The organism is Fibrella aquatilis, from assembly GCF_017353255.1.
Taxonomy (GTDB): Bacteria; Bacteroidota; Bacteroidia; order Cytophagales; family Spirosomataceae; genus Fibrella; species Fibrella aquatilis.
Map to the genome: position 1 here is coordinate 233,782 of NZ_JAFMYU010000005.1, position 25,597 is coordinate 259,378.

The following is a 25,597-nucleotide window of genomic DNA, read 5'->3' on the forward strand; positions in this document are numbered from 1 at the left end:
CTCCACCAAAAAGGGCCACTGTTCGCGAACAGTGGCCCTTTTTGGTAAATACAGTAACTTGCTTCTTCAGAAACTAACTTGTTTATGATTCGGCAGAAGCTTTGTGACGACCTGACTTCACTAACCAACGTAACCCAACCACGGGCATTGGTATGCGACGAGTGCGTCAAGACCGGCGCATCGTGGGTGCATTTGCGTACGTGCCAGACCTGCGGCGGTACGCACTGTTGCGATTCGTCGCCCAACAAACACGCAACTAAGCACTTCCACCGTACGCAGCACCCCGTTGTGGCCTCCGCCGAACCCGGTGAACGCTGGGTGTGGTGCTACGTGCACGAGCAAATGGCGGAGTACTAAGGGATTTACGAATTACGAGGTACGAATTACGATTTGTTGCTGAAGCCAGCAGGCTAAAGCATGCGTATGCTAGCGTCAGCAACAAATCGTAATTCGTACCTCGTAATTCGTAAATCCCTTCATCTGCCAAACCCCGAGCTGCCGTTATTGGTGGCCATGAGGGGGTATTGGTCGAAGATGGAGCGGACGATGCCCTTGAAGTAGTTGTTCTTGAAGTTAGGGTTGCGCATCATCTTCGAGGCGTAGCCTTTCCAGATTACCTGATACGTCTCGGCGTCGATGAGCGAAATCATCAGTGTGCCTTCGTCGAGGTTATAGTCGATGCGTTTGTAGGTAGCGTCGTCATCTTCGCGTACTACCCAGTCTTTGATTACTGGCTGCTGATAGCCCCGGAAGCGGAGGTCGCTGCGGAAGATATTATACGACACCAGCAGGTTTGGACTGCGGTTACTGACCTTATACCCACGGGCTTCCATCTGGTGCCGAATCGCGTCCTGAATGTCGGAACAAAGCAGGGTCGAGTCGATGAATTCACACTCCAAAAAATTGAACGACTTATAGTCTTTGAAGTGGCCTTCGTAGCTATAATCATGTTCCACAAACAGGCGGCCGCCACCGGGCGAGCAGCAAACCATGCTCAGACCGGCCAAAGCCAGCACGACAAAGGCACCAAAGTATCGGTTCATAACCATGTGGGTAAATGTTGTTACTAAATGTTCTATGAATTAATGTTGAAGGGAAAAAACTGTACGCTTAGAACCGTAAGTTACCGACTTATGTTTGGCCTCACAACACCCGCTGAGCAAACTTCACAATTTAGTTACCGACGTAATACTCAAGGGCTTCGCGCATGACTGATTTACTAACCGGTATGTCATAGGCACAATGCCCCGGTCCGTCAATGAGCGCCATGCGCACCTGCCCGGCACGGTTTTTTTTGTCCTGCAAAGTGTGGGTCAGAATGGGGTTCAGATCAGCTTCGGCAAGCGGTACTCGGCCATATACGGCAAACAGGTACTCTTCGGTTGCGTCGAGTTGCGAATCGGTGATCATTCCCTTCTGGTAGGCAATGTAGGCCTCCATAATCATCCCTGCCGCAATGGCCTCGCCGTGAAACAACCGGCCCTTTGGGCGATGCAGGAAATGCGTCTCCACGGCATGACCCAGCGTGTGGCCGAAGTTCAAAATTTTGCGCAGGCCTTTTTCGGTAGGGTCCTGCGCCACCACCCGTTCTTTTATAGCCACCGAATGCGCCACGGTCGTTGCCCAGTCAATGTCGGCCAGGTCGTAGTGGCGCAGACGTTCCCACTCGACGGCGTCGGCAATGAGGCAGTGCTTGATCACTTCGGCGAATCCCGACCGTAGTTCTCGCGGGGGTAACGTACCCAGAAACGCCGGGTCGATCAGCACCGCATCGGGCAGCTTAAACACCCCTATATGATTCTTAAGGTCCTGAAAATCAATGCCTAGCTTACCCCCTACGCTGGCGTCCACCTGCGAGAGCAACGTGGTGGGCAACTGCGCGAAGGCAATCCCGCGCTTATAGGTGGCTGCGCAAAACCCGCCCATGTCGCCAATGACCCCGCCGCCCAGGTTCAGCAGCAGCCCGTGCCGGTCGAAATTGGCTTTGGTCAACGCGCCCCAGATTGTTTCGCAGGTGGCCAGGTGCTTATGTGTTTCACCTGCCGGAATCCGAATGAGCGTATGCTTCGGCAGCAGCGGCTTCACCAGCGGGTAGCAAGCCCTGGCGGTATGGTTGTCCACCAGCACCGCAATGGCCGACGGATCTTGTTGGGCAATAAAACGGGGCAGGCTCTCGGCCAGCGGGGCGATGGTTGTAGACACGTTTTGATTTACGAATTACGAAGTACGACTTACGATTTTTGCTGTCGCATGGGTTTGCTCTACAGCAAAAGAGTGCCGTACCGGCAGACCGGTCAGCAAAAATCGTAAATCGTACCTCGTAATTCGTAAATCATTTCGCTCGCGCTTCCAGATCGGCGGCGGGGATATTGAGGGGTTGGCCAACGGGCTTTCCGTCGCGGTAGGCCACTACACGGAGGCGGTCGGCTCCTTTGGGAAACACAAACGGCTGGGTGTAGCGCGTCGACTGGGCATCGGGGATGGTGTTGTCGACGGTGTAGTAAAGGTCGGTGTTGGCCAGTTCATGACCGATGAGCAGGTTGAGCGGGCCGCCCGGAGCCTGCCGCTGAATAGTCACGAACGGGTTTAGGTAGCTGCGGCTGTAGTTCACGCCCGCCGCGTCGAAGCGGGTGAAGTGGGTTTCCACCCGCCGAACAAAGTCAGGCCAGTTGCGCGTGGCCTTCGGCGACCAAAGTACCTCAGCAATGGCGAAGGCACGCGGCCAGACCATGTACTCGGCGTGGCGCGTGGTGGGTACCGATTCGGTCCAGAGGTTGGCCTGTCCGCCCAGAATCAGTTCGGCTCGCACACTGTCGGGCACGGGTTCAAAGGCATACGAATTAGTCAGGCGACACATGCCGTAGGTACTCGGCTCGGCCGACGGGTCGCCCTGATACAAGTCTACGTAGCAGTTCTGGTAGGGCGTCATAATGACCGGGTGGCCCTGTTTGGCGGCTTCGGTGCCCCCTTTCATACCCCGCCAGCTCATGACGGTAGCATTGGGAGCCAGGCCACCTTCCAGGATCTCGTCCCAGCCAATGAGTTTTTTGCCTTTGCTCTGCACGATCTTTTCCACACGCCTGATGAAATAGCTCTGCAATTCTTCCACCGTTTTCAACCCGTTGGTTGCCATAATGGGTTTGCAGGCCTCGCAGGTAGCCCAGAATCCTTTGAAGGCTTCGTCGCCACCTACGTGGATGTAGGGGCCGGGGAAGAGCTGTGCAATTTCGGTAAGCACCTTGTCCACAAAGATATACGTGCTGTCGTTGCAGGGGTTCAGCGTGTTGTCTTCTACCTTATAGAACTTGCCATTGGGATAAATCGGCACCGGTTTGCCGCTGCACGTGAGGCTGGGGTAGGTGGCAATGGCAGCCAGCATATGGCCCGGCATGTCTATTTCGGGCACCACCATAATGTGCCGTTCCTGAGCGTAGCGCACCACCTCGCGGATCTCGTTTTGGGTGTAAAAGCCGCCGTAGGTCTGCGGTTCGCCCGGTACGGGGTTGGGCCGGTCCCACCAGCGACCCATCCGGGGTGCGCGCCAGGCCCCTACCTGCGTGAGGCGGGGCAGGCCTTTGATCTCCACCCGCCAGCCCTGATCGTCGGAGAGGTGCCAGTGGAAGACGTTGTATTTGTAGCGCGCCATGAGGTCAATAAAACGCTTCACGTAGTCTTTGGTGAAAAACGACCGGCTCACGTCGAGCATCATACCCCGCCACCCAAAGCGCGGCTGATCGCGGATGGTGAGCGCGGGTAGCGTAGTCAAGGCCTTGGTGTTGAGTGTGTTATTGAACCGAAAGCCGGGTCGTTCACGGTCGGCGGGGAGGAGTTGGCGCAGGGTTTGCAGGCCGTAAAATAGCCCCACCGCTTGGGGGGCTGTGAGCCGAATGCCCGTTGACGACACCACCAGTTCGTACCCTTCCGGGCCAAGCGCCGCGCCACCGGGTTGCGCCAGCCGCACGGTGATGTTGTTGGCGGGCTTAGCCAGGTCGTTGATCTTCAGGCCTGGCAGGTTGGTTTGCACCATGTCGCGCACCTCGCGAATGGGCGTAAGCACAGCCAATTGCGTTTGGGTGGTAATGGTAAACTGCCCCGCCCCCATCACCACCGACTGTGGCTGCGGAATGAGGCTGGGCAGATTGGTTTGGGCAAAAACGGGTAAAGACAGCAGCAGTGAACTGTATAAGACTAGTTTCATGAACATCGGATTGATGCCACGAAGGTAGTAAGGGAGTCTTTGAAAGGAAGTCTTCTGTTTACTGTTGGCTAGCGAAGCCACGTGCGCAAGCCAACAGTAAACAGAAGACTGTAAACTGAAAACTACCTTCTCATGCGTATTGCCGCACCACTTTCGTGATCGTTTCGGTGTCGACGGCCTGGGCTTTCCAGGCGTCGAGGCGGGCGTTCATGATGCGGAACCAGAGCGGCGGCACCATCCCGATCAGGATCATCTGCGCGTAGCCGTGGGGCAGTTGCGGGCTTTCGTCGAAATGGCGGAGCACCTGGTAGGGGCGGGCGGCGTAGGCGTGGTGGTCGGAGTGGCGCTGCAACTGAAACAAGACCATGTTGCTCACCACCTGACTGGCGTTCCAGGAATGCAACGGGTTCACGCGTTCGTAGCGCCCCGGCGATAGTTCGGCCCGGACGATGCCGTAATGCTCAATGTAGTTGACACTTTCGAGCAGCAGGATTGCCACCAGACTTTGTCCCACAAAAAACAAGGGAAACGCCCAGGCCATATGCCCTAGGTACAGGCTAAACCCCGCCGTAAGCACCGTACAGAGCAGCGTAGGCCAAAACGCGAACCCAAGCAACTGATTTTGCCACGACAAAAACGGCTTCCCATCTTTGGCCAGCAGCCGTTTTTCAATGGCCCACGCAGACCGATACCCACCCACCAGCGACTGCCACCAGAAACTGTACATCGTCTGATTCCGGCGGGCGGTGGCGGGGTCGTGGGGTGTGGCCACGTGGCGGTGGTGCCCCTGCACGTGTTCCAGCCCCCAGTGCATATAACAGACCGACGCCAGGGCCAGTCGGGCGTGGAGCAGGGCCACCCGGCTGCTGCGATGAACCAGCTCGTGGGCTACGTTTATGATCGTGCCACCAAACAGCCCGATGCTGTAGGTCAGCGCGATTTGCTGCCAAAGGGCCAGGCCGTCGTGCAGGATAACGTAGCCACCCCAGCCCAGCAAGCCATATTGGAGGTAGACGAACGAGTAGACGATGACGTCGAAAAAACGGTCGTTCAGCACGGCGTCGAACTGATCGTGGCCAATGTTGCTGTGGTCTTCGCCCGTGAGCCAGTCGAGCAGGGGGATGCCGACGTAGACGTACAGCACCCCGGCCACGGCCCAGTTGGGGCCGCCGAGGTAGTAGCCGCCTACAATGACCAGCAGCACACTATAGGACCAAAGAAAACCGAGTTTTTTGAGAAGAGGCATGAGAGGGATTTACGAATTACGAGGTACGAATTACGATTTATTGCTGACGCGAGAGTAGCGGACCGTCTTTAGGGCGGGGGGCTACGCCTGCGTCAGCAATAAATCGTAATTCGTACCTCGTAATTCGTAAATGTTTACGGTTTCACTAGTACTTTCCCCCAGCGGCCGGGGGCGTCGGCGTGTTCAACGGCTTTGACAATGTCGTCGAGGCTGTAGGTAGCTTCTACGGGCAGCTTTATCGTCCCCGAAGATAATAACGTAATCACTTCACCAGCAACTCGTTGGCGAACTTTTGGGTCTACGCGGCGCATCCAGTCGGTGAGCCAGAAGCCCCGGATCGTCAGTTCGCGGAAGATCATCAGGCCTGCGTTTAGCGTGGGGTCCTGCATGCTCATGAGACCGTAGATGAGCATGGTGCCACCTTTGCCCAGACACTTGATAGCCTCGGTGGCGGTATGGCCTCCCACGGCATCGAGCACGCAGTTTATGCCCTGCCCGTTAGTGATTTGCTTCACGCGAGCGGCCATATCCTCGGTCTCGGTGTTGATCACTTCCGTCAGGCCCAGGGCCTTCAGCTCGTCGGTCAGGTCATCGCGGCGGACAGTGCCGATGGTGCGGATGCCGCGTTGCTTGCAGAGCTGAATGGCCATTTTACCAAACGCCGACCCGCAGGCCGTGAGCATCAGCCACTCTTGGGGGCCGTCGGTAACGTCGGCGGTGGGTTTCACGCCCGACTCCTCTACCATGGCTACGACCGTAAATGGGTTTACAAACAACTGCGCAGCCACCTCGTCAGAAATTTCGTCAGGAACGGGGATCAGGCTTTTGTGGTGGGCAATGGCGTATTCGGCCCAGGCACCCACGGTGGTGAAGCTCACGCGCCCACCCGTAGCCAGGTTCACGCCCTCGCCCACGGCATCAATAGTGCCCATACCTTCGAACCCCGCCCCTGAAGGTAGTTGAGGCCGGATGCCGTAGAGGTTTTGTACAAACATAACGTCGGACGGATTGATAGGGCTTAGCCCTACCCGAATGCGCACTTCGCCTGGGCCGGGTTGGGGCATTTCTTTTTCGACCGACTGGAGGATGGCGGCAGGTTTGCCGGGTTGTTCAAATTGGATGGCTTTCATCGAAAGGGGATAGGCCGGGGGTTAAAATCTTTGACTAAACTTGCATAAAGATAGATTTTTCCCTCCTAAACCTGCCGTTTCATGCATACCTCTCCCTTCCTCGGTGAACTCATTGGCACGATGGTGCTTATCCTTTTAGGCGATGGCGTCGTGGCCAACGTGGTGCTCAAACAGACCAAAGGCCACAACAGCGGCTGGATTGTGATCACCACCGGCTGGGCTTTTGCCGTAACCATGGGCGTGTTTGTGTCGAAAGCCTTCGGTAGCCTCGATGCCCATTTGAACCCCGCCGTGACGGTGGCGTTTGCCGTGGCTACCAACGATTATAGCAACCTCGTTCCGTTCATCACGGCCCAGATGCTGGGCGCTTTTCTGGGCGCTATCCTGGTCTACGTCACCTACTTACCCCACTGGAAGGTGACGCCCGATCCGTTCGATAAGCTGGCTGTTTTCAGCACGGGTCCTGCCATCCGGCAAGTCGGCCCGAATCTGCTGGGCGAGGCCATTGCCACGCTGGTGCTCATTCTGGGGCTGGCGGGCATATCCTCTAAGGCGCTGGGCGTACTGGCTACGGGCGTAGGTCCCTACCTGGTGGGGGTGCTGGTCTGGAGCATCGGGTTGTCGCTGGGCGGTACTACCGGTTACGCCATGAGTCCCGCCCGCGACCTGGCCCCGCGCATTGCCCACGCCCTGCTGCCCATCCCCGGCAAAGGCTCGTCTGACTGGGGCTACGCCTGGATTCCCGTTGTCGGCCCCATCATCGGCGCCATCCTCGGCGGGCTGCTTATTCGGGCGTACACATTATGAGTGGTGAGTGATGAGCGGTAAGCGGTAAGTTTTTTGCTCTTACACTCACCACTTACCACTCACCACTTTGCACTTATTTTCCATGCTTCTCATCCAAACTGACACCTACACCCTGCGGGGGTACGAATGTGATGCATTTGGGCGGCTGAGTATTCCGGCACTGATGAACCTGATGCAGGAGTCGGCCAGCCTGAATGCAGTGAGCTACGGCATTGGCATTAGCGATTTGCAGGCGCGGGGTTACGGCTGGATGCTCATGCGGTTTCGGCTTCAGATGCACCAGTACCCGCGCTTTGGCGACACCATCCGGGTGAGTACCTACCCCACGGCGGTGGAGAAATATTTCATCTACCGCGACTTCCAGATTAGTGCCGACGACGGTACCCTACTGGCCGAAGCCACCAGCACCTGGCTAGTGTTCTCGACCGAAAAACGCGCTATGGCCCCCCTGCCCGACTTCATCCGGCAGATTCCGCTGCCCCCAGCCATCGACCCCATGCCCAAGCTGCCTCTCAAACCCGCCTTCCAGACGCAGCCCTTTACGCCCACGCAGGAGCAGACTGTGCAGGTGGGTTGGTTCAGCATCGACCAGAATCAGCACGTCAACAACGTGACCTACATCCAGTGGCTACTGGAACAACTGGGCAGCGCTGTTTCGGAGCATAACGTGCTGAAAACGGGTCAATTAACCGAGTTGGACGTGGTGTACAAAGCCGAAACTCACTGGGGTGACCTCCTCCGTGTACAGTCTGCCCCCGACACCCCCGCCGCCTTCACCCACCGCATCCTCGACACCGAAACGGGTAAAGACGTGCTGCTGGCAAGGAGTGTTTGGGGGGAGGGATAGTTTATGGTTTATGGTTTGTAGTTTGTGGTTGGCTGGCACCTGTGGCTTCGCGCTACGTGCCCCTCGACCGCGAAGCCACAGGCGCCAGCCAACCACCAACCCCTAACTAAACGCCAACTCCCCCCGGTGGGCCATGATGTCGTCGTAGACGCCGTCCCAGAGGCCAATGCGCTTTTGGAGCGATTCGATGGTAGCGGCTTCGACCTCGCGCCATTTTTGTTCGTCGGTGCCGCACAGGCTCTCGGTCATTTGCAGGGCCAGGTGGCTGTGGTGGTCGCCGTCTACTTCGATGTGCCGGTCGAGGTAGTACTTGAACGTCGATATGCTTTCGGGGAATTTGGCGTTGAGGTCGTTCACGATAGAAAGAAACATGCCCGGAATGAGGTCTTCACGCCCGAAGGTGAATACCGCCGCTTGCAGGTACTCTTGCCCGCTGTTGATGACGCCAAACGTAAACTCGACGAAGCGACGCGCCGATTCGGGGAAATTCGCAGCATCAAAGGCCTGATTGAGATCACCCGTGCGCTGAAGCGTATTCAGCAATGTGTTTATCCGGCCCGTGTCGGCACCTGATTGCTGCATGGCGTTCAGGTACAACTCGAAGTGGCTCAGCCGATTACCTGCCTCATCCACATCCGATTCCTCGCCGATCACGATCTCGTTAATGAGGTAGCGCGTATCGGCCGAGCCTTTCGGAAACCAGGGTACGGAGGTGCAGGTGAGGTTGTTTTGCAGCGTTTTCAGCAGCGACATAAAATCCCATACGGCCACCACGTGGTGCTGCATGAAGATGCGCAGGTCGTCGATGTCATCAATGACCCCATACACTTTGTGGTTGATAATTTGCTGTCTCAGCGGCTCAATGGCCTTTCTGACGTTGTCGAGTTGGTTGTTCATCGTACAATTTGCTCATACCACCCGATCAAAGGCGGGTGGGTTGGTTAGACATCATACGATAAACAGGCAGCACCCGGATTTGTGTTCGTCACCCCACGCTTTCTACCCACACCGGTACGCCATTCAGGGCGGCGTTGCCTGTGAGCGTGTCGGAGAAGGCCTCGTCGGTGAGGTCGTTGACGCTGGCACCGGCGTGCTGCTGCGCAATGTCCTGACGGGTGCCGGGGCGGTTGTGGCCGTAGCCGTGGGGCATGCAAACCACGCCGGGCATGATGTCGGCTGAGACGTCGGCGGGGAGTTCGATCTCGCCCACGCGGGAACGAACGCGCACGGCCTGCCCCGTGCCAATGCCGAGGCGGGCGGCATCGTCGGGGTGGATAAGCAGGGTGCAGCGGTTGCGGCCCTTCACCAGTACGCGGGCGTTGTGCATCCAGGAGTTGTTGTCGCGGAGGTGGCGGCGGCTGATGAGGAGCAGCGAGCCGGGAGGGGCGGGCGGAGAGCCGGGAGCAGAGAGTGTAGGATTAACTAATTGATTGATAGCGGCTTGCGCACGGGATAGGTCGGCCAGGAACAGGGGCGGGGCGGCGTTGATGCGGTGGTCGGGGGTTTGCAGGCGGGCAGGGAGTTGTGAACGTAGTGGTCCCAGGTCAATGCCGTGGGGATTGGCCAGCAGCTGTTCCAGGCTTAGTCCGGTTTGGCCATACGGCCCGAAGCGCAGGCCCTGATCAATGGTTTTGGCGGGGTTTTGCAGCTTCCATTCGTCACGCGGGGTGCCCGTTAGCCGCAGCCGCAGGTTTTCGAAAATCTCCCAGTCGTACATCGTTCCGGCTGGTTTTGGCACCATTGGTTCCGAATACCGGGCCGTGTTACGGATGGCCAGTACGTGGAAGGTAAGATCGTAATTGGCCGTTTCGAGGCCCGTGAGCGGGGGCAAAATGTAGTCGGCGTGGCGGGTGGTCTCGTTCAAATAAATATCCACCGACACCATAAATTCCAGCCCGGCCAAAGCCTCGTCAACCCGACGGCCGTTGGGTGTTGAGAGCACGGGGTTGCCGCAACTCGTGACCAAGGCCCGCAGTTGGCCCGGTCCGGGAGTTTCGGCTTCTTCGGCGAGGCAGGCCACGGGAATTTCGCCCATAAACTCGGCCTTGCCACTTACCCGACTCTGGAAACGATTGTATTTGGTATACGGATTTTTCGGCACCCCCGGCCTGTCGGCTAGTGCGTCGATGGCGGGCGAGGTGAAGAGCATGCCGCCCGGCTCGTCGAGATGGCCGGTGAGCAGGTTCAGCACGTTTACCAGCCAGAGACACAGCCCGCCAAACTCCTGCGTCGATACGCCCACGCGGCCATAAAGCGCGGCGCGGGGCGTGTTGGCCAGTTCCCGCGTCAGCCGCCGGATGTCGTCGGCCTGCACCCCCGTAACGCTGGCCACTGTTTCGGGCGAAAAGGTCTCTACGGCTTCCTGAAGGGCATTTAGGCCGTCGGTCACGTCGGCCAGGCGACCCACGTTGACCAGGTTTTCGGCGAAAAGTACCTGCGTCATGGCCAGCAGGAGAAACACGTCGGTGCCGGGGCGGATGAACTGATGTTCGTTGGCGCGAAGAGCGGTTTCGGTGCGGCGCGGGTCGATCACTACCACGCGCCCACCGCGCTGCTGAATGGCCCGCAGGCGCGTACCCACGTCGGGCGCGGTCATGATGCTGCCGTTAGACGCAATGGGGTTGCCACCAATGATGATCCAGAAATCGGTATGGTCCAGGTCGGGAACGGGCATGAGCAGGGGGTGGCCAAACAACTGCCAGGCCGCAAAATGGTGCGGAAACTGATCGACCGACGAGGCCGAAAACATAGTGCGCGTACCGATGGCCCGCACCAGGCCCGGCATGCTCAGAAACGACCCCGAATTATGTACCGTGGGGTTGCCCGCATACACCCCGATGGCGTTGGGGCCGTGGGCGGTGCGCACCTGATGCAGGCGGTCGGCCACCTCATCAAACGCCTGTTCCCAGCCAATTTCCTGCCACGACACCTCGCCGTTAGTCTCCACCCGTTTCAGCGGGCGGCGTAGGCGGTTGGGGTCTTCGTAGATGTCTTTGAGGGCTACCGCCTTGGGGCAAATATGTCCCCGACTGAACGGGTCGGCGGGGTCACCGCTGATGCTGACAACCTGCCCGTTTTGGTGCGTCACGGTGAGTCCACAGATAGCTTCGCAGAGGTTGCAGGCGCGGTAATGCGTTTGGAGTTCCATAGGCTAAATGTACCACGGAAACCCCATTTCGTACTATAAATTTGGGCATGTCAACCCATGTTGGCCGATTCCCGAACATGTTTGGCCGAAAAACGAACGTCCTTTCGTCGGCAGAGCCTGAAGTTTACGGCGGGTTACAAGAGGCAAGCCCAGCAGTACACCCTTTCCGCCTACGTCCACTCGTTTCATCGCTATAAGTGTCGGTTGTTGGCGGTTCAATACGGGCTGCCAATAACCTTTTTACTCAACTGAAAAAAACGGCCTAACCCTATGAAAACCAGTATGTTTATTGCGGCTGTATTGCTTGTTACGGCTGTCGTATATATCACAGTTGGTAGCGATAAAGCCACTGCCAAACCGGCGACCGATGGCCCCGACGCCTATGCTGGTCAGCCCGAAGAGATGGCCTATCAGCCAACACCTGCCCGTTTCCGCAGTCCCCTGCGGGCAGGCTTCTCAGGCCGCATCCACGGCACTTCCGACAAATTCCGGCGTTCTTTTTAGTTTGTGGTTTGTGGTTTGTAGTTGCTACGCGCTTTAGATTGCTGACGCTTGGCCCCTCGACTGCGCTCGGGGTGACAGACAAATAGAGCAACCTATAAGAATTGCTTCAAGGTTGTTGTCACCCCGAGCGCAGTCGAGAGGCTAGGCGTCAGCAACCGACCTCGCGTAGCAACTACAAACCACAAACTACAAACCCCTACCTGTATGCTCAAAAAAATAACTACCCGGTCTGTAATTTATTCGCTAATTGTACTATTAATCTATTTCGTATTAAATGCACTACTAACCGGTCATGCATGGGATGGCATGGTTATCAGCAAATCAGCGTTGACGGTTGAATATTGTGAGTTTAATAACGTGGACCGGTTTTTTCACCAGTCCATGAATACATATTCTAATATTGTCTATTTCTTTTTCGGCATATTCATCTGTCAGCTAGCCTGGGAAGATCAAAAGAACAGGGCAGTTATTGGGCGAAACCGGTTGGAACAATTTCCGGGTTTATCTTACCTCATCGGCGGCGCTTTCATTTACCTGAGCGTTGGGAGCGCTTTTTTTCATGCTTCGCTGACCTGGGTTGGGCAACGGGTAGACATGAACGGTACCTACGGCCTCAGCATCGCGCTTTTGGCTATTTGTCTGTACCAGGCGTTTTACAAATGGACATTAACGGACCGCTTGAAAACAAGTGTAGTTGGCCTGCTCATTTTGTTAATCGTCGCTTTTTATCCACTTGCTTTATTCATATCGAGTAGTATTTTATTGCCCGTTTTTATACTATCCATTTGGTTGCTGACTTTGATCAACTATGTGCAGTTTCGTAAGCAACGATCTATCTTGCTGGCAATATCCAGTATCACATTGATTCTTATCGCTTTCAAAATTCGTCAGTTGGACGTGCAGAAAATAAACTGCGATCCGTATTCGGTTTGTCAGGGGCACTCGGTCTGGCACCTGCTGGCGGGGTTAAGTAGTTTTTGCGGCTATGCCTTTTTCAGATTTACACCCACTCCTAACCGACAGTGAATCGCTACTTACCCAACCGCCACTGGCTGCTACTCTGCCTGTTACTGACCAGCTATACCCTCCGTGCCCAGCCCGGTGCCTCTGTGCAAACCACGGTGGGCCATTTTCTGAGCACCCTCAGCCCTGACGAACAGACAAAAGCTACTTACGCCTTTAGCGATACCACGCGCCGCAAGTGGACCAACCTGCCCGTAGGCATGGTGCCCCGCCCTGGCATTGCCTACGGCGCCCTGACCGACCAAAGTCGGATGGCGTTTCACCGGGTGCTGTCATCGTTACTCAGCTCGCAGGGGTATCTGAAAGTTGTCAGCATCATGGCGCTGGACGATATACTGAATACGCTCTATCAGCAGGCCTTCGATGCCGGAAAAATTGATCAGAGGACTCTGACAATGATGCAGAATTTGAAGTGGGCGCATGGTAATTTCTACATCTCCATTTGGGGTAAACCGCAGGAGAAGGCCCCGTGGGGGCTGAATTTTGGCGGACACCATATGGCGCTGAGCATCACGGTCAACGGTGGTGATGTGATCACGTCGCCGATGTTTTACGGCACCGACCCCTCGGAAGTGAAATCGGCTAAATATGCCGGGCTGCGGGTGCTGAGCAAGGAAGAAGACTACGGGTTTATGCTGGTGAACGCCCTGACCGACAAGCAACGGGCCAAAGCCGTGCTGCCACAGGCGGTACCGAAGGACATCATTACCTCGCCGCAGGCCAATCAGCGGATCACGTCGTACTACGGCCTGTCGGCGGGTGATTTCTCTGATGATCAGCGAGTTATCCTGACGATGTTGCTTCAGGAATACATGCACAATTTCGAGCATCAGACTGCGCACCGGCTCTATGACAAACTGCTAAAGACGGGCTTCGACAAGGTGTATTTTGCCTGGGTGGGTAGCCTGGAAAACAACAAACCACACTATTACATCATCAACACCCCCGATTTCCTGATCGAATATGACAACGTGGGCTTCCAGAACGACGGCAACCACATCCACGCCATCCTCCGTGAAAAAGGCAACGACTTCGGCGATGACCTGCTGAAACGCCACTACGCCGAAGCGAAGCATTGAAAATCTGGTAAAAAATAAAACTATAAAAAAGACCACGATAACGTGGTCTTTTTTATGAGAAGTAAATGCTAATTTGTTCAATACGTTTCGTAGGTGAACTCTTCAGAATTACCGTCTGTGTAAGTAATCTTCGTTACCAAGCCATTGCTGCCATAAGTCAGTTGAGCATTGGTGGTGCGGTTGTTCTGATTAAAAATTTTAACCGATGAATCGCTAAAATTCTCGCTGATGTTGAACGGTCTATTTAGCTCAGTAATTGACCCGGAAGAAAAATAATCGGGCGATAGATATTCGATAGCATTGAAACCAAATAATCCTTTGTATGGATTAGGACTTGAGTCGTAGGTGTGGGCGTTGCCGTTGATTGTTGTTGCATTGTTACCCACAAACGTGTACGTCTCAGTCTTAGTACCAATAGGTGTTCCGTTTTCAATCCTGGTTGTCGTACGGGACGAAGGCGTGGTACTATTTCCAGCGTAAGTAAAATCATAAACCACCTTATAATCGGACCCATAGTTAAGTCTTATTCGAGTGGGTCTATTTTGATTATCGAAGCTGTAATCTAGAATAGGAATTGCCGTTGGTGTTAAATACCGGTACGAAGAATTTATGCGATCATTTGCATCATACGTAATAGATGCAGTCTTAAATCTAAGCGTAAGAAACCTTTCGTTACTGAATGATAAAAGACGTCCATTACTGTCGTAAGAGAGTATATACAAGCCATTCTGTACAGCCCCGGCATCATTTGGCTTGACGTAATTGACGGTTTTGAGCCGGAATCGGGGGGCTGGCTGGTCGCGGTGATCATTGCAGGTGAGGGCCGCGCTAAAGATGAAGACCAGTGAGAGCCAGCCGAAAAGCGAAAGATGTTTCATAATAACGTGTGTTGGTAGATTTGGTACGGCTAAATCTAATCAGTAAGCCCAATGATCGGTATTGTGTCAATATTAAGTATACCCAAAATCTATTTATCGGCTAAGGTATGCCTGTGTCAGCAACTATCAACTACCAGACACTAACAACCAACCCCCTACCAGTCAATGCATAAATAGAGTATAAGCGGGGTTTATAGCTATTTTTCCGTAGTCTATTGACCTCCCTATGACAACCATCTTAGTCGTTGACGACGAACTTGATCTTGAACCACTCCTGCTGAACTGGTTTCGGCGCCAAATTCGGGATTCGACCTACGCATTTCACTTCGCCCATAACGGCTACGAGGCCCTGACGGTGCTGCGCAACGAGCCTGCTATCGACCTGCTCCTGCTCGACATCAACATGCCCGAAATGGATGGTCTCACGCTGCTGACCAAACTGCCCGCGCTGAACCCGTTGCTGCTGGTGGTGATGGTGTCGGCCTATGGCGATATGGGCAATATCCGCACGGCCATGAACCGGGGGGCGTTCGATTTCGTGTGCAAACCTATTGTCTTCGACGACCTGGAAATCACCATCGAAAAAACGGCCAAACAGGTGCGCCAACTGCGCGAGTCGCACCAGCTAAAGATCATTGACGAGCTGAAAACGCGTTTTTTCGACAACATCACCCACGAATTCAGGACCCCACTTACGCTGATTCTGGCCCCGCTGGAACAACTGCTGAAGCGCTACCCCGACTCGGCCGAGTTGCAGCACAGCCTGAGCATGGTGGCCCGCAATGCCCAGCAGCTATTGCGGCTCATAAACCAACTGCTCGACCTGGCCAAGCTCGAATCGGGGCACCTCTCGGTGGCGTTGCAGGCTGGTGACCCCGGCGATTTTGTGGGGCAGATCGTGCAGGCGTTTGAGGGAGTGGCCCGCGAGAAAAACCTGCTGCTCTCCTACGAAAACGAACTGACTGACGGCTACACATTCGATGCCGACAAGTTGGAACAGATTACCCATAATCTCGTTGCCAACGCCCTGAAGTTCACGCAACGGGGCCACGTAACGGTCCGGCTTAGCGCCAACCCGGTGGTGACGCTCACCGTGACTGACACCGGCATTGGCATTGCCCCCGAAAAGCTGCCGTACATATTCAACCGCTTCTACCAGATTCAGCAGCCGGGCCTGACGGGCGGTGCCTCGTCCTACCAGTTTGCCAATCCGGGCACGGGCATTGGCCTGGCGCTGGTGAAAGAACTGGCCGAACTTATGGGCGGCAGCGTGACCGTCAGCAGCGTGTCGGCGCAGGACAAAAGCAGGCCGTCGGGAACCACGTTTACGGTTACGCTGCCTATAATGCGTACGGAGCCGTATGCCGATGGAGATTCGTCGGTTTTACCTTTACTGCCTATAAATGAGGCTGTTGCGGTTGTGAGGCCGTTGCATCAGCCGCCTCCTGTGGCTGTCGACGTTACCGAAAAACCGCTGGTGCTGGTGGTAGAAGACAACACCGAACTCAACGCCTTTATTGTTGCCGAACTAGCCGACCGCTACCGGATTCTGACGGCCCACAACGGCACCGACGGCTGGGCATTGGCGCAGGCCGAACTGCCCGATCTGGTGCTGTCCGACATCATGATGCCCGGCATGGATGGTTACCAGCTCACGCACCGCCTCAAAACCGACCCCGCCACCGACCACATAGCCGTGGTGTTGCTGACGGCCAAAACCGCCCAAAACAGCCGGATGGAGGGCCTGGAACGGGGCGCCGACGACTACATCAGCAAGCCATTTCACGTAGACGAACTGCGCCTCCGGATTCATAACCTGCTGGTGCGGCAACAAACCTTGCGGGCGCACTTTCAGCAACAGTTCAACCGCCCGGAAGAGCTTCATCAGCCCGAAACGATGAGCGACACGTTCGTGAAAAAACTGTACGCGCTGATCGAAAATCACCTCGACGACGGCCAGTTCCGGGTCGATGAACTGGCGCAGGCGGTAGGCATGAGCCGCCGCACCCTGCACCGCAAGCTGGCCTCGGTCACCAGCCTTTCCGTCACCGACTTCATCCGGCAGTATCGCCTCAAGCGCAGCGGCGAACTGCTGCGCGGTGGTCATAACGTGTCGGAAACGGCCTATATGATTGGCTACGAAAGTCCGGCGCACTTCAGCACCGTGTTTCGGGAGTTTTTCGGCAAAACGCCCACCGATTACCTGGTCGATTCGTCTGCGCAGTAGCCGCTTATGGGTACGCTGGCCATTTTTCCGCAACGTCATGCCTTTCTGATCGGGGTGCAGGCCTACACCGATCCGGGCATCAGGGCGTTGAAGACACCCATACAGGACATCAGCCTCATGGCCGACGCGCTGGGGGCTTACGGCTACCAAATCCACCGTTGTGCCGACCCCGACAGGGCCACGTTTGTCTCGTTTCTAGAACAAATTGCCCTCCTCGACCCCGACGGCGAGGCGCAGATCGTGATCTACTACGCCGGCCATGGCGTGGCCCTGACCCAGCAACAAACCGACGGGTCGTCGAGCTACGGCGGCTACCTGATGCCCGTTGACGCCCGGCGCGGACAACTGGCCGACACCGCTATTTCCATGCAGTGGCTGGCCGACCAGGTCCTGCACCTCAACGGCAAGCAGGTGCTGCTCATTCTGGACTGCTGCTATGCCGGGGCGGTGCAACAGGCGGTGGCGGGCTTCCGGGGCGGGATCGACACCGAGGTGGAAGGAGCCGTTTTTCAGGAAGATTTCGGGCATTACACCCGCTACCGGGCCAACCAGATCCTGACGTCATCGGCTCATAATCAGCAGGCGCTGGATCAGTATGTGGCTAGCGATGTAGCTGACCAACAGGAGGTTAACTCCCCATTTGCGGTGCTGCTTTCCCGCGCCCTGATGCACGGCGAGGCCGACACCAACCACGACGGCATCGTGACCGTGTTTGAGTTGCAGGGCTACGTGCAGCAGCGCCTGGCGGCCGCGGCAGCGGGTCAGGACCACGACCAGACCTCGTGTTTGTTTGCGTTTTCGAGCCACGAAGGCGGCGAGTTTGTGTTTCTGGCCCCCTCGTTCAACCCGGCTTCGCTGGCCAGTCGGCAACGCACAAACCCATACAAAGGCCTGAGCGCCTACAAGCCCGAAGACAGCGCCTTTTTCTTTGGCCGCGACGGGGCCATTCGTGACCTGAACCGCCTGCTCGACACTACCCGGCTGGTGGTGGTGGCGGGGGCATCGGGCACGGGCAAATCGTCGCTCGTGATGGGCGGCATTCTGGGGCCACGGCAGCGCAACGGGGTTACGTATGCGGTGATGCGACCCGGAAAAACGCCCCTGGCCGAACTGGCGCGGGTGACGCAACAGCCGCCGCAGCTGCTGTTGATCGACCAGTTGGAAGAGCTGATTACGCAGGCCGAAAACCGCGATGATGAGGCTCTGGTGCGGTTTTTTGCCGAATTGAATGCCTTTCAGCAAAGCCCCGTCGGCCAGCAAACGCAGGTGCTGGCCACGGTGCGGATCGAGTTTGTGCCGCAGTTCAACCCGCAGGAACGCTTCTGGAAAACGGCTACGCAGCAGTACGCCATTCCGGTGCTCGATGTAGAGGCGCTGGAGGAAATCATTGTGCGCCCGGCCCTGCAAACGGGCATGTTCTATTACCCCGAAAAGGAGACTGTAGCTCGCATTATTGAAGACTTCCGGCACTACCCCAACGCTCTGCCGCTGCTCTCGCTGGCCCTGAACGAACTCTACGAACTGGCCAAAGACCGCCCCGAACGCACCATCTACGAAAAAGACTACGTGGGCATCGGGCAGATTCTGGAAAACAAAGCCGCGGCCCTCATGCAGCCCTTTGCCGCCCACCTCGACTTTTTCCGCGACCTGCTGCTGCGGTTTGTGGCCTTTCAGGGCGGCGAATACGCTCGTCGGCGGGTGGGCAATACTGAACTGGATTTTGGTCTGAACCAACCCCTCTGCGACCAGATCCTGACTGCCCTAACTGACAACCGGCTGGTGTCGGGCCGCGACGTGAAGGCCGGCGATGGGTATTATGAGCTTACCCACGAAGCCCTGATTAATTCCTGGAGCACGTTTCGGCAGTGGATTCGGGCGGCGGGACCGGCGCAGTTGGCCCAGCGCGAAAGCCTTACCGAAGCCAGCCTGCGCTACCGCGATCAGGGGCAGCAGCGGGCCTATGCCTGGGGCGGTGTGGTGCTACGAAGTCTGTTGCGCACGAACGGCCTGCCGCCGGGAAGAGTCTGGCTGCTGCGACCATTTGCGGCGCAGTTTGGGCGGTTAAGCTGGCTTTCCAGGCTGGAACGGGCCTTTTTGCGGAGCAGCCTGGCCCTGGTGCGGCAAACAAAACTGGCCTGGGCGGGGCTGGGTATGCTGATCCTGGCGGGCATTGGCGTGGTGCTGTTTCTGCAAAGTCAGGAGGGCTACGGCCGGCTGCTGAGCAACGCCCGCTACGCCGAGTCGCGCAATGAATACGGTACCGCACAGCAGCACTACGAAGACGCCGCTGCCCTGGTGGCCCGCAATCTGTTGCTGCGGCTGGGTAGTCAGTATCTGCGCGTAGATCCCGATTCGCTACCCGCGCTGGCGGCGCTGGAAGGGCAACGCGAAACGCTGTACGCCACACTCACTAATCGGCTGGAACAGGCCGACACGCTGGCCAACCATACGGTACTTTTGTTGGGAAACCGTACTGGCTTGACCAGCAATGGTTTGGGCGTAGCGCAGGCGTGCCGGTCGTTCGGGCAGTTTATCCAGACCGACGCGCTCTACCGCACTATAGACAACAGCCTGCGCCACCCCCGCACTCGCCAATTGCTGGACGAAGGCACCGTGGGGCGGCTGCGCAAGCGGGCGCAGGGGGGGTATCAGGTCACGACCGTGCTGCGTGAAAACCTGCTGGCCACCTGCCGCGAAGTGCAGGAAGGCTACAGCCTCAACGGCCAAACCGACCTCACCAGGCAGTATCTGGGCTATATCAATGCCCTGGAAGCCTACAACCGCAGGGTGTCTGCCTCGGCGCTGTCTCCGCAACTGGCTTCGTCGGCAGCTGGCAGGTAGACGAGCCGTTTGTGCCGATCAATAGCGAAGACCGGTAGCCCAAAATGACCTCTCAGCGTATATGGGCGGCCTAATCCGTTGGTCATGCTGCCAAAAAGTTATCTTGCTGTCAAACGTACTTAACCTCCTGATTTCATGCCTAAAGTTGTTATTCTCGGTGGCGGTGTCGCCGGGATGAGCGCCGCCCATGAGCTGATCGAACGCGGCTTCAGTGTTGATGTCTACGAGAAAAAACCCGTTTACCTGGGCGGAAAGGCCCGCAGCGTAAACGTCCCCGGCTCGGACCCCACGGACCCCAACGGCGACCACCCGTCGGCCCCCGGCATGAGCAGCCGGTCGCTACCCGGCGAACACGGCTTTCGGTTTTTCCCCGGCTTCTACCGGCACATCACCGACACCATGAAGCGCATTCCGTACACGGCACCGTCGGGTAAGAAAAACCCGCAGGGCGTGTTTGACAACCTCGTCGACGTAACGCGGGTGGGCATTTTCCGTAACGGTAAAGCGCCCATCATCACCATTGTCAGCTTTCCCAAATCGCTGGCCGACATTGAGGCGGCCATTGCCGTGCTGCACACCCACGATACGGGCCTGCTGCCCGGCGAGGCCCGTTTTTTTGCCGAAAAAGTCTGGCAATTAATGACCTCCAGTCAACGGCGGCGCGACCTGGACTACGAAAAAGTGGGCTGGTGGCAATATATGGAAGCCGACAGCCACAGCCCGGCCTACCAGCACCTGCTGGTAGAGGGCCTCACGCGCACGCTGGTGGCCGCCAACGCCAAAAAGGCCAGTACCAAAACCGGCGGCGACATTTTCATCCAGCTGCTCTTCAACATTGCCAACCCCGGCATGCACACCGACCGGGTACTCAACGGCCCCACCACCCAGGTCTGGATAGAACCCTGGGAGGCGTATCTGGTGAGTAAAGGCGTTCGATTTTTTAAAGGCGCGCTGGTGGAAGAGGTGGTCTGTGACAAGGGAAAAGTGCAGTCCGTAACGATTCAGGACTGGCAAAAGGGCACCGCCTACGACCCACCCGCCCAGGGCGATTATTACCTGTTGGCCACGCCCGTGGAGGTAACTGCCGTGGTACTGAGCGATACCGTTAAGCAGCAGGTGGGTAGCCTTCAGCACCTCGACGACCTAGCCAAAGACGTGGCCTGGATGAATGGGATTCAGTTCTACCTCAATGAGGAAGTCGAGATTGTAAAAGGCCACTGCATCTACGTCGACAGCGAGTGGGCGCTTACTTCCATTTCGCAGCTGCCATTTTGGGCCGATTTCGACATGAGCGGGCGGAGCGACGGGCAGGTGAAAACCATTTTCTCGGTCGACGTGTCGGACTGGGAAAGCCTCAGCCCTGCCGAGCCGGGTTTGCCCCCCATGATGGCCAAAGACTGCCAGACCTTCGACGAAATTGCTGACCGGGTGTGGGCGCAGCTGAAGCGCAGCCTGAACGTAGACGGCAAGGTGCTCCTCCGCGACGAGATGCGCTATGCTACCTATAAGGACCACGGCGTTCCCTACAAAGGCTTCTACCTCGACCACTCGCTCAACGAAGAGCTACCGCCCACCGCCACCGACCCCGGTGCATCGGTAGTGGGTAAGAAATCGGACGTCAGCGACAAACTGGTGAACCACGAACCGCTGCTGGTGAACACCGTCAACAGCTGGTTTCAACGCCCCGACACCTACCTCGACGGCCTGAACAACCTGTTTCTGGCCTCCGACTACGTGCGCACCAGCACCGACCTGGCCACTATGGAAGGGGCCAACGAAGCCGCCCGCCGGGCCGTCAACAGCATCATTGCCGCGTCGGGCAGCAGCGCCCCCTATTGCGATGTCTGGCAACTCCACGAACCCGTGTTCTTTCTGCCCCTGAAATGGTATGACCTCTGGCGCTACCGGCACGGGATGCCCTACGGCAAAGCCCCCGGCTGGCTCAACGCCATCATGGTAGTTTGGGGCCTGATCTACGGAGCCGGGTTCCTGGCCTACACCGCCTGGACGTTTGTGACGTCGTGGGTGCGGGGAAAATAAACAAGACAACAATAACTAGTTATGAACCAGGCATTTATTAACACTGTCGATTACACTACGCTGGAACTGATCCTGTTTGGGGCGGGGTGCTTTCTTTGGATCGTGGTTTATTATTTCACCCTGCGAAACATCTTCCGACACCAGTTCGTCGATATTCCGGTGGTGACAATCACGGGCAACATTGTTTGGGAGTTTCTTTGGAGCTGGGTGTTTGTTACCAACATGGGTGCCCTGTTTATGTGGGGGTACCGGGTCTGGTTTTTCATGGATTGCCTCATCGTCTACGGCGCGTTTCGCTACGGCTACAAGCAGATCTCGATCCCCTCGCTAACGCGCATAGCACCGTGGCTGGTGGCGTTTGGTATCGTTTGCTGGGCACCGGTGTTGTATTATTACATCAAGATCTACGATGCGCCCATCAGCCACATAGGGGCCTATTCGGGCTATATTCTGAACGTGATGATCTCGGCTACGTATATCCCGCTGGCGTTGCGACTGAACAACTGGACGTTGTTTTCGTACTCTTCTAGCTGGGCTAAAGCGATAGGTAACTTGCTAATCAACGTATTCTGTTTCCTGCATTTTACCGACGGCTTTTTGCTGTCTTTGTGTGTACTAACAACTATTTTCGATGTAGTTTTCCTCTATTCATTTGTTGAGGCGCGAAGACAGCTTGCCAACAACACACGAAAGGCAACCCCTACATGACATCACCCGTATTTTGGAAAAAATACCTCTGGAATAACCTGGGTTTCGTCGACCTGGATACTGAAGAGTACACCCGGCGTACCACTGCCGTGCAACTGGGATTTTTTACGGCCATATTCGGTGTAATCTACTGCCTTATCTACGTCTGGCTGGGCTTCCCCAGCATGACCCTGTCGTCGGGCAGCTACATCATTTCATTTGTGTTTGCACTGGGGTATCTGGCCATTACCCACAATTTCAACGTTTACAAATACCTTCAGCTTGGCCTGATTCTGCTGGCTCCCCTGGTCAATCACATCCTGGTAGGTGGGTTTGTGGAGAGCAGCATAGTTATCCTAGCCAGTTTTATTACCCCCGTTATTGCCCTCACGTTTGTAACCCGCAAAACGGCCCGGCTCTTCTTTTACCTCTTCATCGTAGTGGTATTAGTGGGTGGTGTCTGGGAATTGTCAACCACGCCCCCCGCCACCCGGTTGCCTGGCTACGTAGTCACGCTTTTTTTTACGGCCAACCTCATCTTTATTTCGATCATCATCTATATGTTGATCGACGGCTTTCTGCGGAAGCAGGAAGAACTCCGCATCGAACTCCGGCAGTCGCTCGACACATTGCGGATTACGCAGAACCAACTGATTCAGGCTGAAAAGATGGCCTCGCTGGGTGAGTTGACGGCGGGGATTGCCCACGAGATTCAGAACCCGCTCAATTTTGTGGGCAACTTCGCCGAAGTATCGGTCGATATTATTCAGGAACTGAATGAAGAGCGTCAGCGGCCCGTTCGGGACTACGATCTGGAAGATAGCCTCATGACCAACCTGACGCAGAACCTCCAGAAAATTGCGCATCACGGTCTGCGGGCGTCCAATATTGTGCGGGGTATGCTGGAACACAGCCGCGCCAGCACCGGTCAACGCGCCGCGACTGATTTGAACGCCTTGGCCGACGAGTACCTGACACTAGCTTACCACGGCATTCGTGCCAAAGACAAAACCGGTTCGACGGATCGATTTACGGCGCACCATGAACTCATAGCCGACCCCACCGTTGGGCTGGTGAGTCTGGTGCCACAAGATATGGGCCGGGTGCTGCTCAATATTTTTAACAATGCTTTCTACGCTACGCAGACACGGGCTGGGTTGGGCGAGCCTGGCTACCACCCTGCCGTGACCGTGCGCACCGAGCGCCGGGGTAAACAGGTAATGGTACACATCGGCGACAACGGTATGGGTATGCCCGAGGCGCTACAGACCAAGATATTTCAGCCCTTTTTCACCACCAAACCCAGCGGTCAGGGCACGGGCCTGGGCCTGTCGCTGGCCTACGACATCATCACCAAAGGCCACAACGGCACCCTCACCGTAGTGAGCACCGAAGGCCAAGGCACCACGTTCACCATCACCATTCCGGGTTGATGCAGGTAGTGAGCAATGGCTGCGGTGGTCATCACGGTTCTAATCAAATTGGCTGATTATCCATTGGAAAACGCCCAGTACCCGATCTAGTTGGGGGTAATACAGGATAGTTGGGTCGGTGATGGCGCGGTTGCCACTGAGTTGCATGAAGAGCCATTCGTTGCCGGTTGTGACACAGCCGTAAACGGCTTCATAAGGAATACCAGCCCGTTCGTTAACGCTCCGGGCGGCCGCATTTCGCCCACACACTGGGGAATACCGCTGTACAAATCCTGTCGCTTAGCTTCGACCAGCACGATAATGGGCGGTTCGGGCAGGAACGCCTTGGGGTTAGCCGCGATGATGAAATCACAAATGCCGGATGATTCGCCGGGCATGGTGAGTGAATCTCCCGAAAACAAGGCAATCTTATCAGCATTGTTTTCTTTCACTGCCGACAGAACCGGCGCTATCAACATCTCCGACACCGCCTTCTCCGATTTAGCCATCGCAGGCGATAACTGATTGATCGTCAGGTAATGCCGTAGCCAATCTGGTAACACCAGCGGCGTTATAGCAGGCAAAAACGCCTCATTTTCAACCACAATCCCAAACCGGTCGCGCAACTCCTGAAACGTAAGTTGACCGTAGAGAAGCATGGCCGTGACGGAAGATTCTTTCGGTAAAGATACCGCCTTATTAATCAGCTTCGTTTTCAGCGATGGCTTGGTCAATTTCAGTGGCGTTGGTACGCGCATAAGCCCAGGCATTGGCCAGATCGGCAGCATACAGCGTGGGATATGCCAGCAATAAATCAGCTTCGGTAGCACCAAGACGACGGGCTTGTTCTAATACCCAAACTGGAATGCGGGTTTTGGCAATTGTTATTCAAATCCACTATCGTATTCCTGATCTTCATATTCTTTAGAAATTTGTAATTGACGTTTAGCATCCTTCTCTAATTCAGACCCAGCGGGCGCAATATCTAAAATAGTCTGTACGGATGATGAATGTATTCCGATTTCGGTTAGTAATATACTAGCCGCTTTGAATTGTAGTTCAGAACCTTTACGTGCATGATTAAAAACGTACCATATTTTACTAATATCAAATTCATCGAATTCCAATTTCATACACAGATCAATAACTTCAAATCCTGCCAACTCCTGTAATTCTGTATTATTACTGTTACAGGTTTTAAAAACCTTGTACACATGCTTTAAATCTGGCCTGGCTTTTAAAATCATTTTACCGACCCATGTTTGAAGTTTATTTTCAAATTCTATTGTTTCTGGACCGATTCTATTTGTGAATGCAGTCACCATACCGGGATAACTGTCTAACAAAAACTCAGCTGTTTCGTAAGTTGGATAATTTTTCATGAGTTTATTAGCTATGTCTTTTCTTAAGTTTTGTAAAGTAATGTCTCCCTCTACTCTCTTGAACAAAGATTTAAGTTGATCGTAGTCTAAATTTTCCATCCTGTAGAGGTCAATTACGTGCTGAAGAATTGTGAAAAGCTGGTAGTCA

General features: G+C 55.8%; 22 protein-coding genes. 11 read left to right on the forward strand and 11 right to left on the reverse strand.

What is annotated here, in order from left to right; genetic code table 11:
• The first annotated feature begins 84 nt into the window (after positions 1-84).
• Positions 85-357 (forward strand): UBP-type zinc finger domain-containing protein, encoded by a 273-nt coding sequence (locus J2I48_RS08740; protein WP_207335034.1) that lies wholly within the window; start codon positions 85-87, stop codon positions 355-357.
• Positions 358-476: 119 nt separating this feature from the next.
• Here J2I48_RS08740 and J2I48_RS08745 read toward each other — a convergent pair whose 3' ends face one another.
• The 5 genes from J2I48_RS08745 to J2I48_RS08765 form a co-directional block, all read right to left on the reverse strand.
• Entirely contained in the window at positions 477-1,043 is a 567-nt protein-coding gene (locus J2I48_RS08745) for a DUF4136 domain-containing protein (protein ID WP_207335035.1), read from the reverse strand.
• A 130-nt stretch (positions 1,044-1,173) separates the two neighbouring features.
• Positions 1,174-2,202, reverse strand: coding sequence for a 3-dehydroquinate synthase (gene aroB / locus J2I48_RS08750; protein WP_207335036.1), 1,029 nt, complete (start codon positions 2,200-2,202; stop codon positions 1,174-1,176).
• Positions 2,203-2,332: 130 nt separating this feature from the next.
• Positions 2,333-4,198, reverse strand: a complete 1,866-nt coding sequence (locus J2I48_RS08755) for a beta-N-acetylhexosaminidase (RefSeq protein WP_207335037.1) — start codon at positions 4,196-4,198, stop codon at positions 2,333-2,335.
• A gap of 130 nt (positions 4,199-4,328) precedes the next feature.
• Positions 4,329-5,444 carry an alkane 1-monooxygenase gene (locus tag J2I48_RS08760; RefSeq protein WP_207335038.1) on the reverse strand — a complete coding sequence of 372 codons (1,116 nt, stop codon included), beginning with the start codon at positions 5,442-5,444 and terminating at the stop codon, positions 4,329-4,331.
• 134 nt (positions 5,445-5,578) lie between these two features.
• Entirely contained in the window at positions 5,579-6,574 is a 996-nt protein-coding gene (locus J2I48_RS08765; protein ID WP_207335039.1) for a zinc-dependent alcohol dehydrogenase family protein, read from the reverse strand.
• 81 nt (positions 6,575-6,655) lie between these two features.
• Here J2I48_RS08765 and J2I48_RS08770 point away from each other — a divergent pair, with 81 nt between their 5' ends.
• Entirely contained in the window at positions 6,656-7,381 is a 726-nt protein-coding gene (locus J2I48_RS08770; RefSeq protein WP_207335040.1) for an MIP/aquaporin family protein, read from the forward strand.
• 82 nt (positions 7,382-7,463) lie between these two features.
• Positions 7,464-8,228, forward strand: a complete 765-nt coding sequence (locus J2I48_RS08775; protein WP_207335041.1) for an acyl-[acyl-carrier-protein] thioesterase — start codon at positions 7,464-7,466, stop codon at positions 8,226-8,228.
• 102 nt (positions 8,229-8,330) lie between these two features.
• On the opposite strand, the gene J2I48_RS08780 is transcribed toward J2I48_RS08775, so the two are convergent.
• Both J2I48_RS08780 and J2I48_RS08785 read right to left on the reverse strand, forming a co-directional pair.
• Positions 8,331-9,125, reverse strand: a complete 795-nt coding sequence (locus J2I48_RS08780) for a DUF3050 domain-containing protein (RefSeq protein WP_207335042.1) — start codon at positions 9,123-9,125, stop codon at positions 8,331-8,333.
• An 88-nt stretch (positions 9,126-9,213) separates the two neighbouring features.
• Positions 9,214-11,376, reverse strand: coding sequence for a molybdopterin-dependent oxidoreductase (locus tag J2I48_RS08785; RefSeq protein WP_207335043.1), 2,163 nt, complete (start codon positions 11,374-11,376; stop codon positions 9,214-9,216).
• 270 nt (positions 11,377-11,646) lie between these two features.
• Between J2I48_RS08785 and J2I48_RS08790 the strand changes: the two genes are divergently transcribed.
• The 3 genes from J2I48_RS08790 (at position 11,647) to J2I48_RS08800 (ending at position 13,982) form a co-directional block, all read left to right on the forward strand.
• Positions 11,647-11,880 (forward strand): hypothetical protein, encoded by a 234-nt coding sequence (locus J2I48_RS08790; RefSeq protein WP_207335044.1) that lies wholly within the window; start codon positions 11,647-11,649, stop codon positions 11,878-11,880.
• A 204-nt stretch (positions 11,881-12,084) separates the two neighbouring features.
• Entirely contained in the window at positions 12,085-12,906 is an 822-nt protein-coding gene (locus J2I48_RS08795) for a ceramidase domain-containing protein (RefSeq protein WP_207335045.1), read from the forward strand.
• Positions 12,903-13,982 (forward strand): DUF3500 domain-containing protein, encoded by a 1,080-nt coding sequence (locus J2I48_RS08800; protein ID WP_310587265.1) that lies wholly within the window; start codon positions 12,903-12,905, stop codon positions 13,980-13,982. The genes J2I48_RS08795 and J2I48_RS08800 overlap by 4 nt, the downstream gene beginning before the upstream one ends.
• Positions 13,983-14,059: 77 nt before the next feature.
• On the opposite strand, the gene J2I48_RS08805 is transcribed toward J2I48_RS08800, so the two are convergent.
• Positions 14,060-14,860, reverse strand: a complete 801-nt coding sequence (locus J2I48_RS08805; RefSeq protein ID WP_207335046.1) for a hypothetical protein — start codon at positions 14,858-14,860, stop codon at positions 14,060-14,062.
• A 226-nt stretch (positions 14,861-15,086) separates the two neighbouring features.
• Here J2I48_RS08805 and J2I48_RS08810 point away from each other — a divergent pair, with 226 nt between their 5' ends.
• The 5 genes from J2I48_RS08810 to J2I48_RS08830 all read left to right on the forward strand — a co-directional run bounded on the left by J2I48_RS08810 (position 15,087) and on the right by J2I48_RS08830 (position 24,088).
• Complete coding sequence (locus J2I48_RS08810; protein WP_207335047.1) at positions 15,087-17,087, forward strand: response regulator; 2,001 nt, start codon at positions 15,087-15,089, stop codon at positions 17,085-17,087.
• A 6-nt stretch (positions 17,088-17,093) separates the two neighbouring features.
• A complete protein-coding gene (locus J2I48_RS08815; protein WP_207335048.1) occupies positions 17,094-19,928 on the forward strand; it encodes an nSTAND1 domain-containing NTPase in 2,835 nt (944 codons plus the stop codon).
• A 135-nt stretch (positions 19,929-20,063) separates the two neighbouring features.
• Complete coding sequence (locus J2I48_RS08820) at positions 20,064-21,968, forward strand: hydroxysqualene dehydroxylase (protein WP_207335049.1); 1,905 nt, start codon at positions 20,064-20,066, stop codon at positions 21,966-21,968.
• Between the two features lie 21 nt (positions 21,969-21,989).
• Positions 21,990-22,676: a transmembrane-type terpene cyclase gene (locus tag J2I48_RS08825; protein ID WP_207335050.1), complete on the forward strand. Its 687-nt coding sequence runs from the start codon at positions 21,990-21,992 to the stop codon at positions 22,674-22,676.
• Positions 22,673-24,088, forward strand: a complete 1,416-nt coding sequence (locus tag J2I48_RS08830; RefSeq protein WP_229375973.1) for a sensor histidine kinase — start codon at positions 22,673-22,675, stop codon at positions 24,086-24,088. Before J2I48_RS08825 ends, J2I48_RS08830 begins: the two co-directional genes overlap by 4 nt.
• 86 nt (positions 24,089-24,174) lie before the next feature.
• Here the strand turns inward: J2I48_RS08830 and J2I48_RS08835 are convergent, their stop codons facing one another.
• From J2I48_RS08835 to J2I48_RS08845, 3 genes are read right to left on the reverse strand one after another with little or no spacing between them, the layout of a single operon-like run.
• Positions 24,175-24,855: a hypothetical protein gene (locus J2I48_RS08835; protein WP_207335051.1), complete on the reverse strand. Its 681-nt coding sequence runs from the start codon at positions 24,853-24,855 to the stop codon at positions 24,175-24,177.
• Positions 24,767-24,955, reverse strand: a complete 189-nt coding sequence (locus J2I48_RS28545) for a DUF433 domain-containing protein (RefSeq protein ID WP_207335144.1) — start codon at positions 24,953-24,955, stop codon at positions 24,767-24,769. Before J2I48_RS28545 ends, J2I48_RS08835 begins: the two co-directional genes overlap by 89 nt.
• Positions 24,952-25,548 carry a hypothetical protein gene (locus J2I48_RS08845; protein ID WP_207335052.1) on the reverse strand — a complete coding sequence of 199 codons (597 nt, stop codon included), beginning with the start codon at positions 25,546-25,548 and terminating at the stop codon, positions 24,952-24,954. The genes J2I48_RS28545 and J2I48_RS08845 overlap by 4 nt, the downstream gene beginning before the upstream one ends.
• Positions 25,549-25,597: the final 49 nt, after the last annotated feature.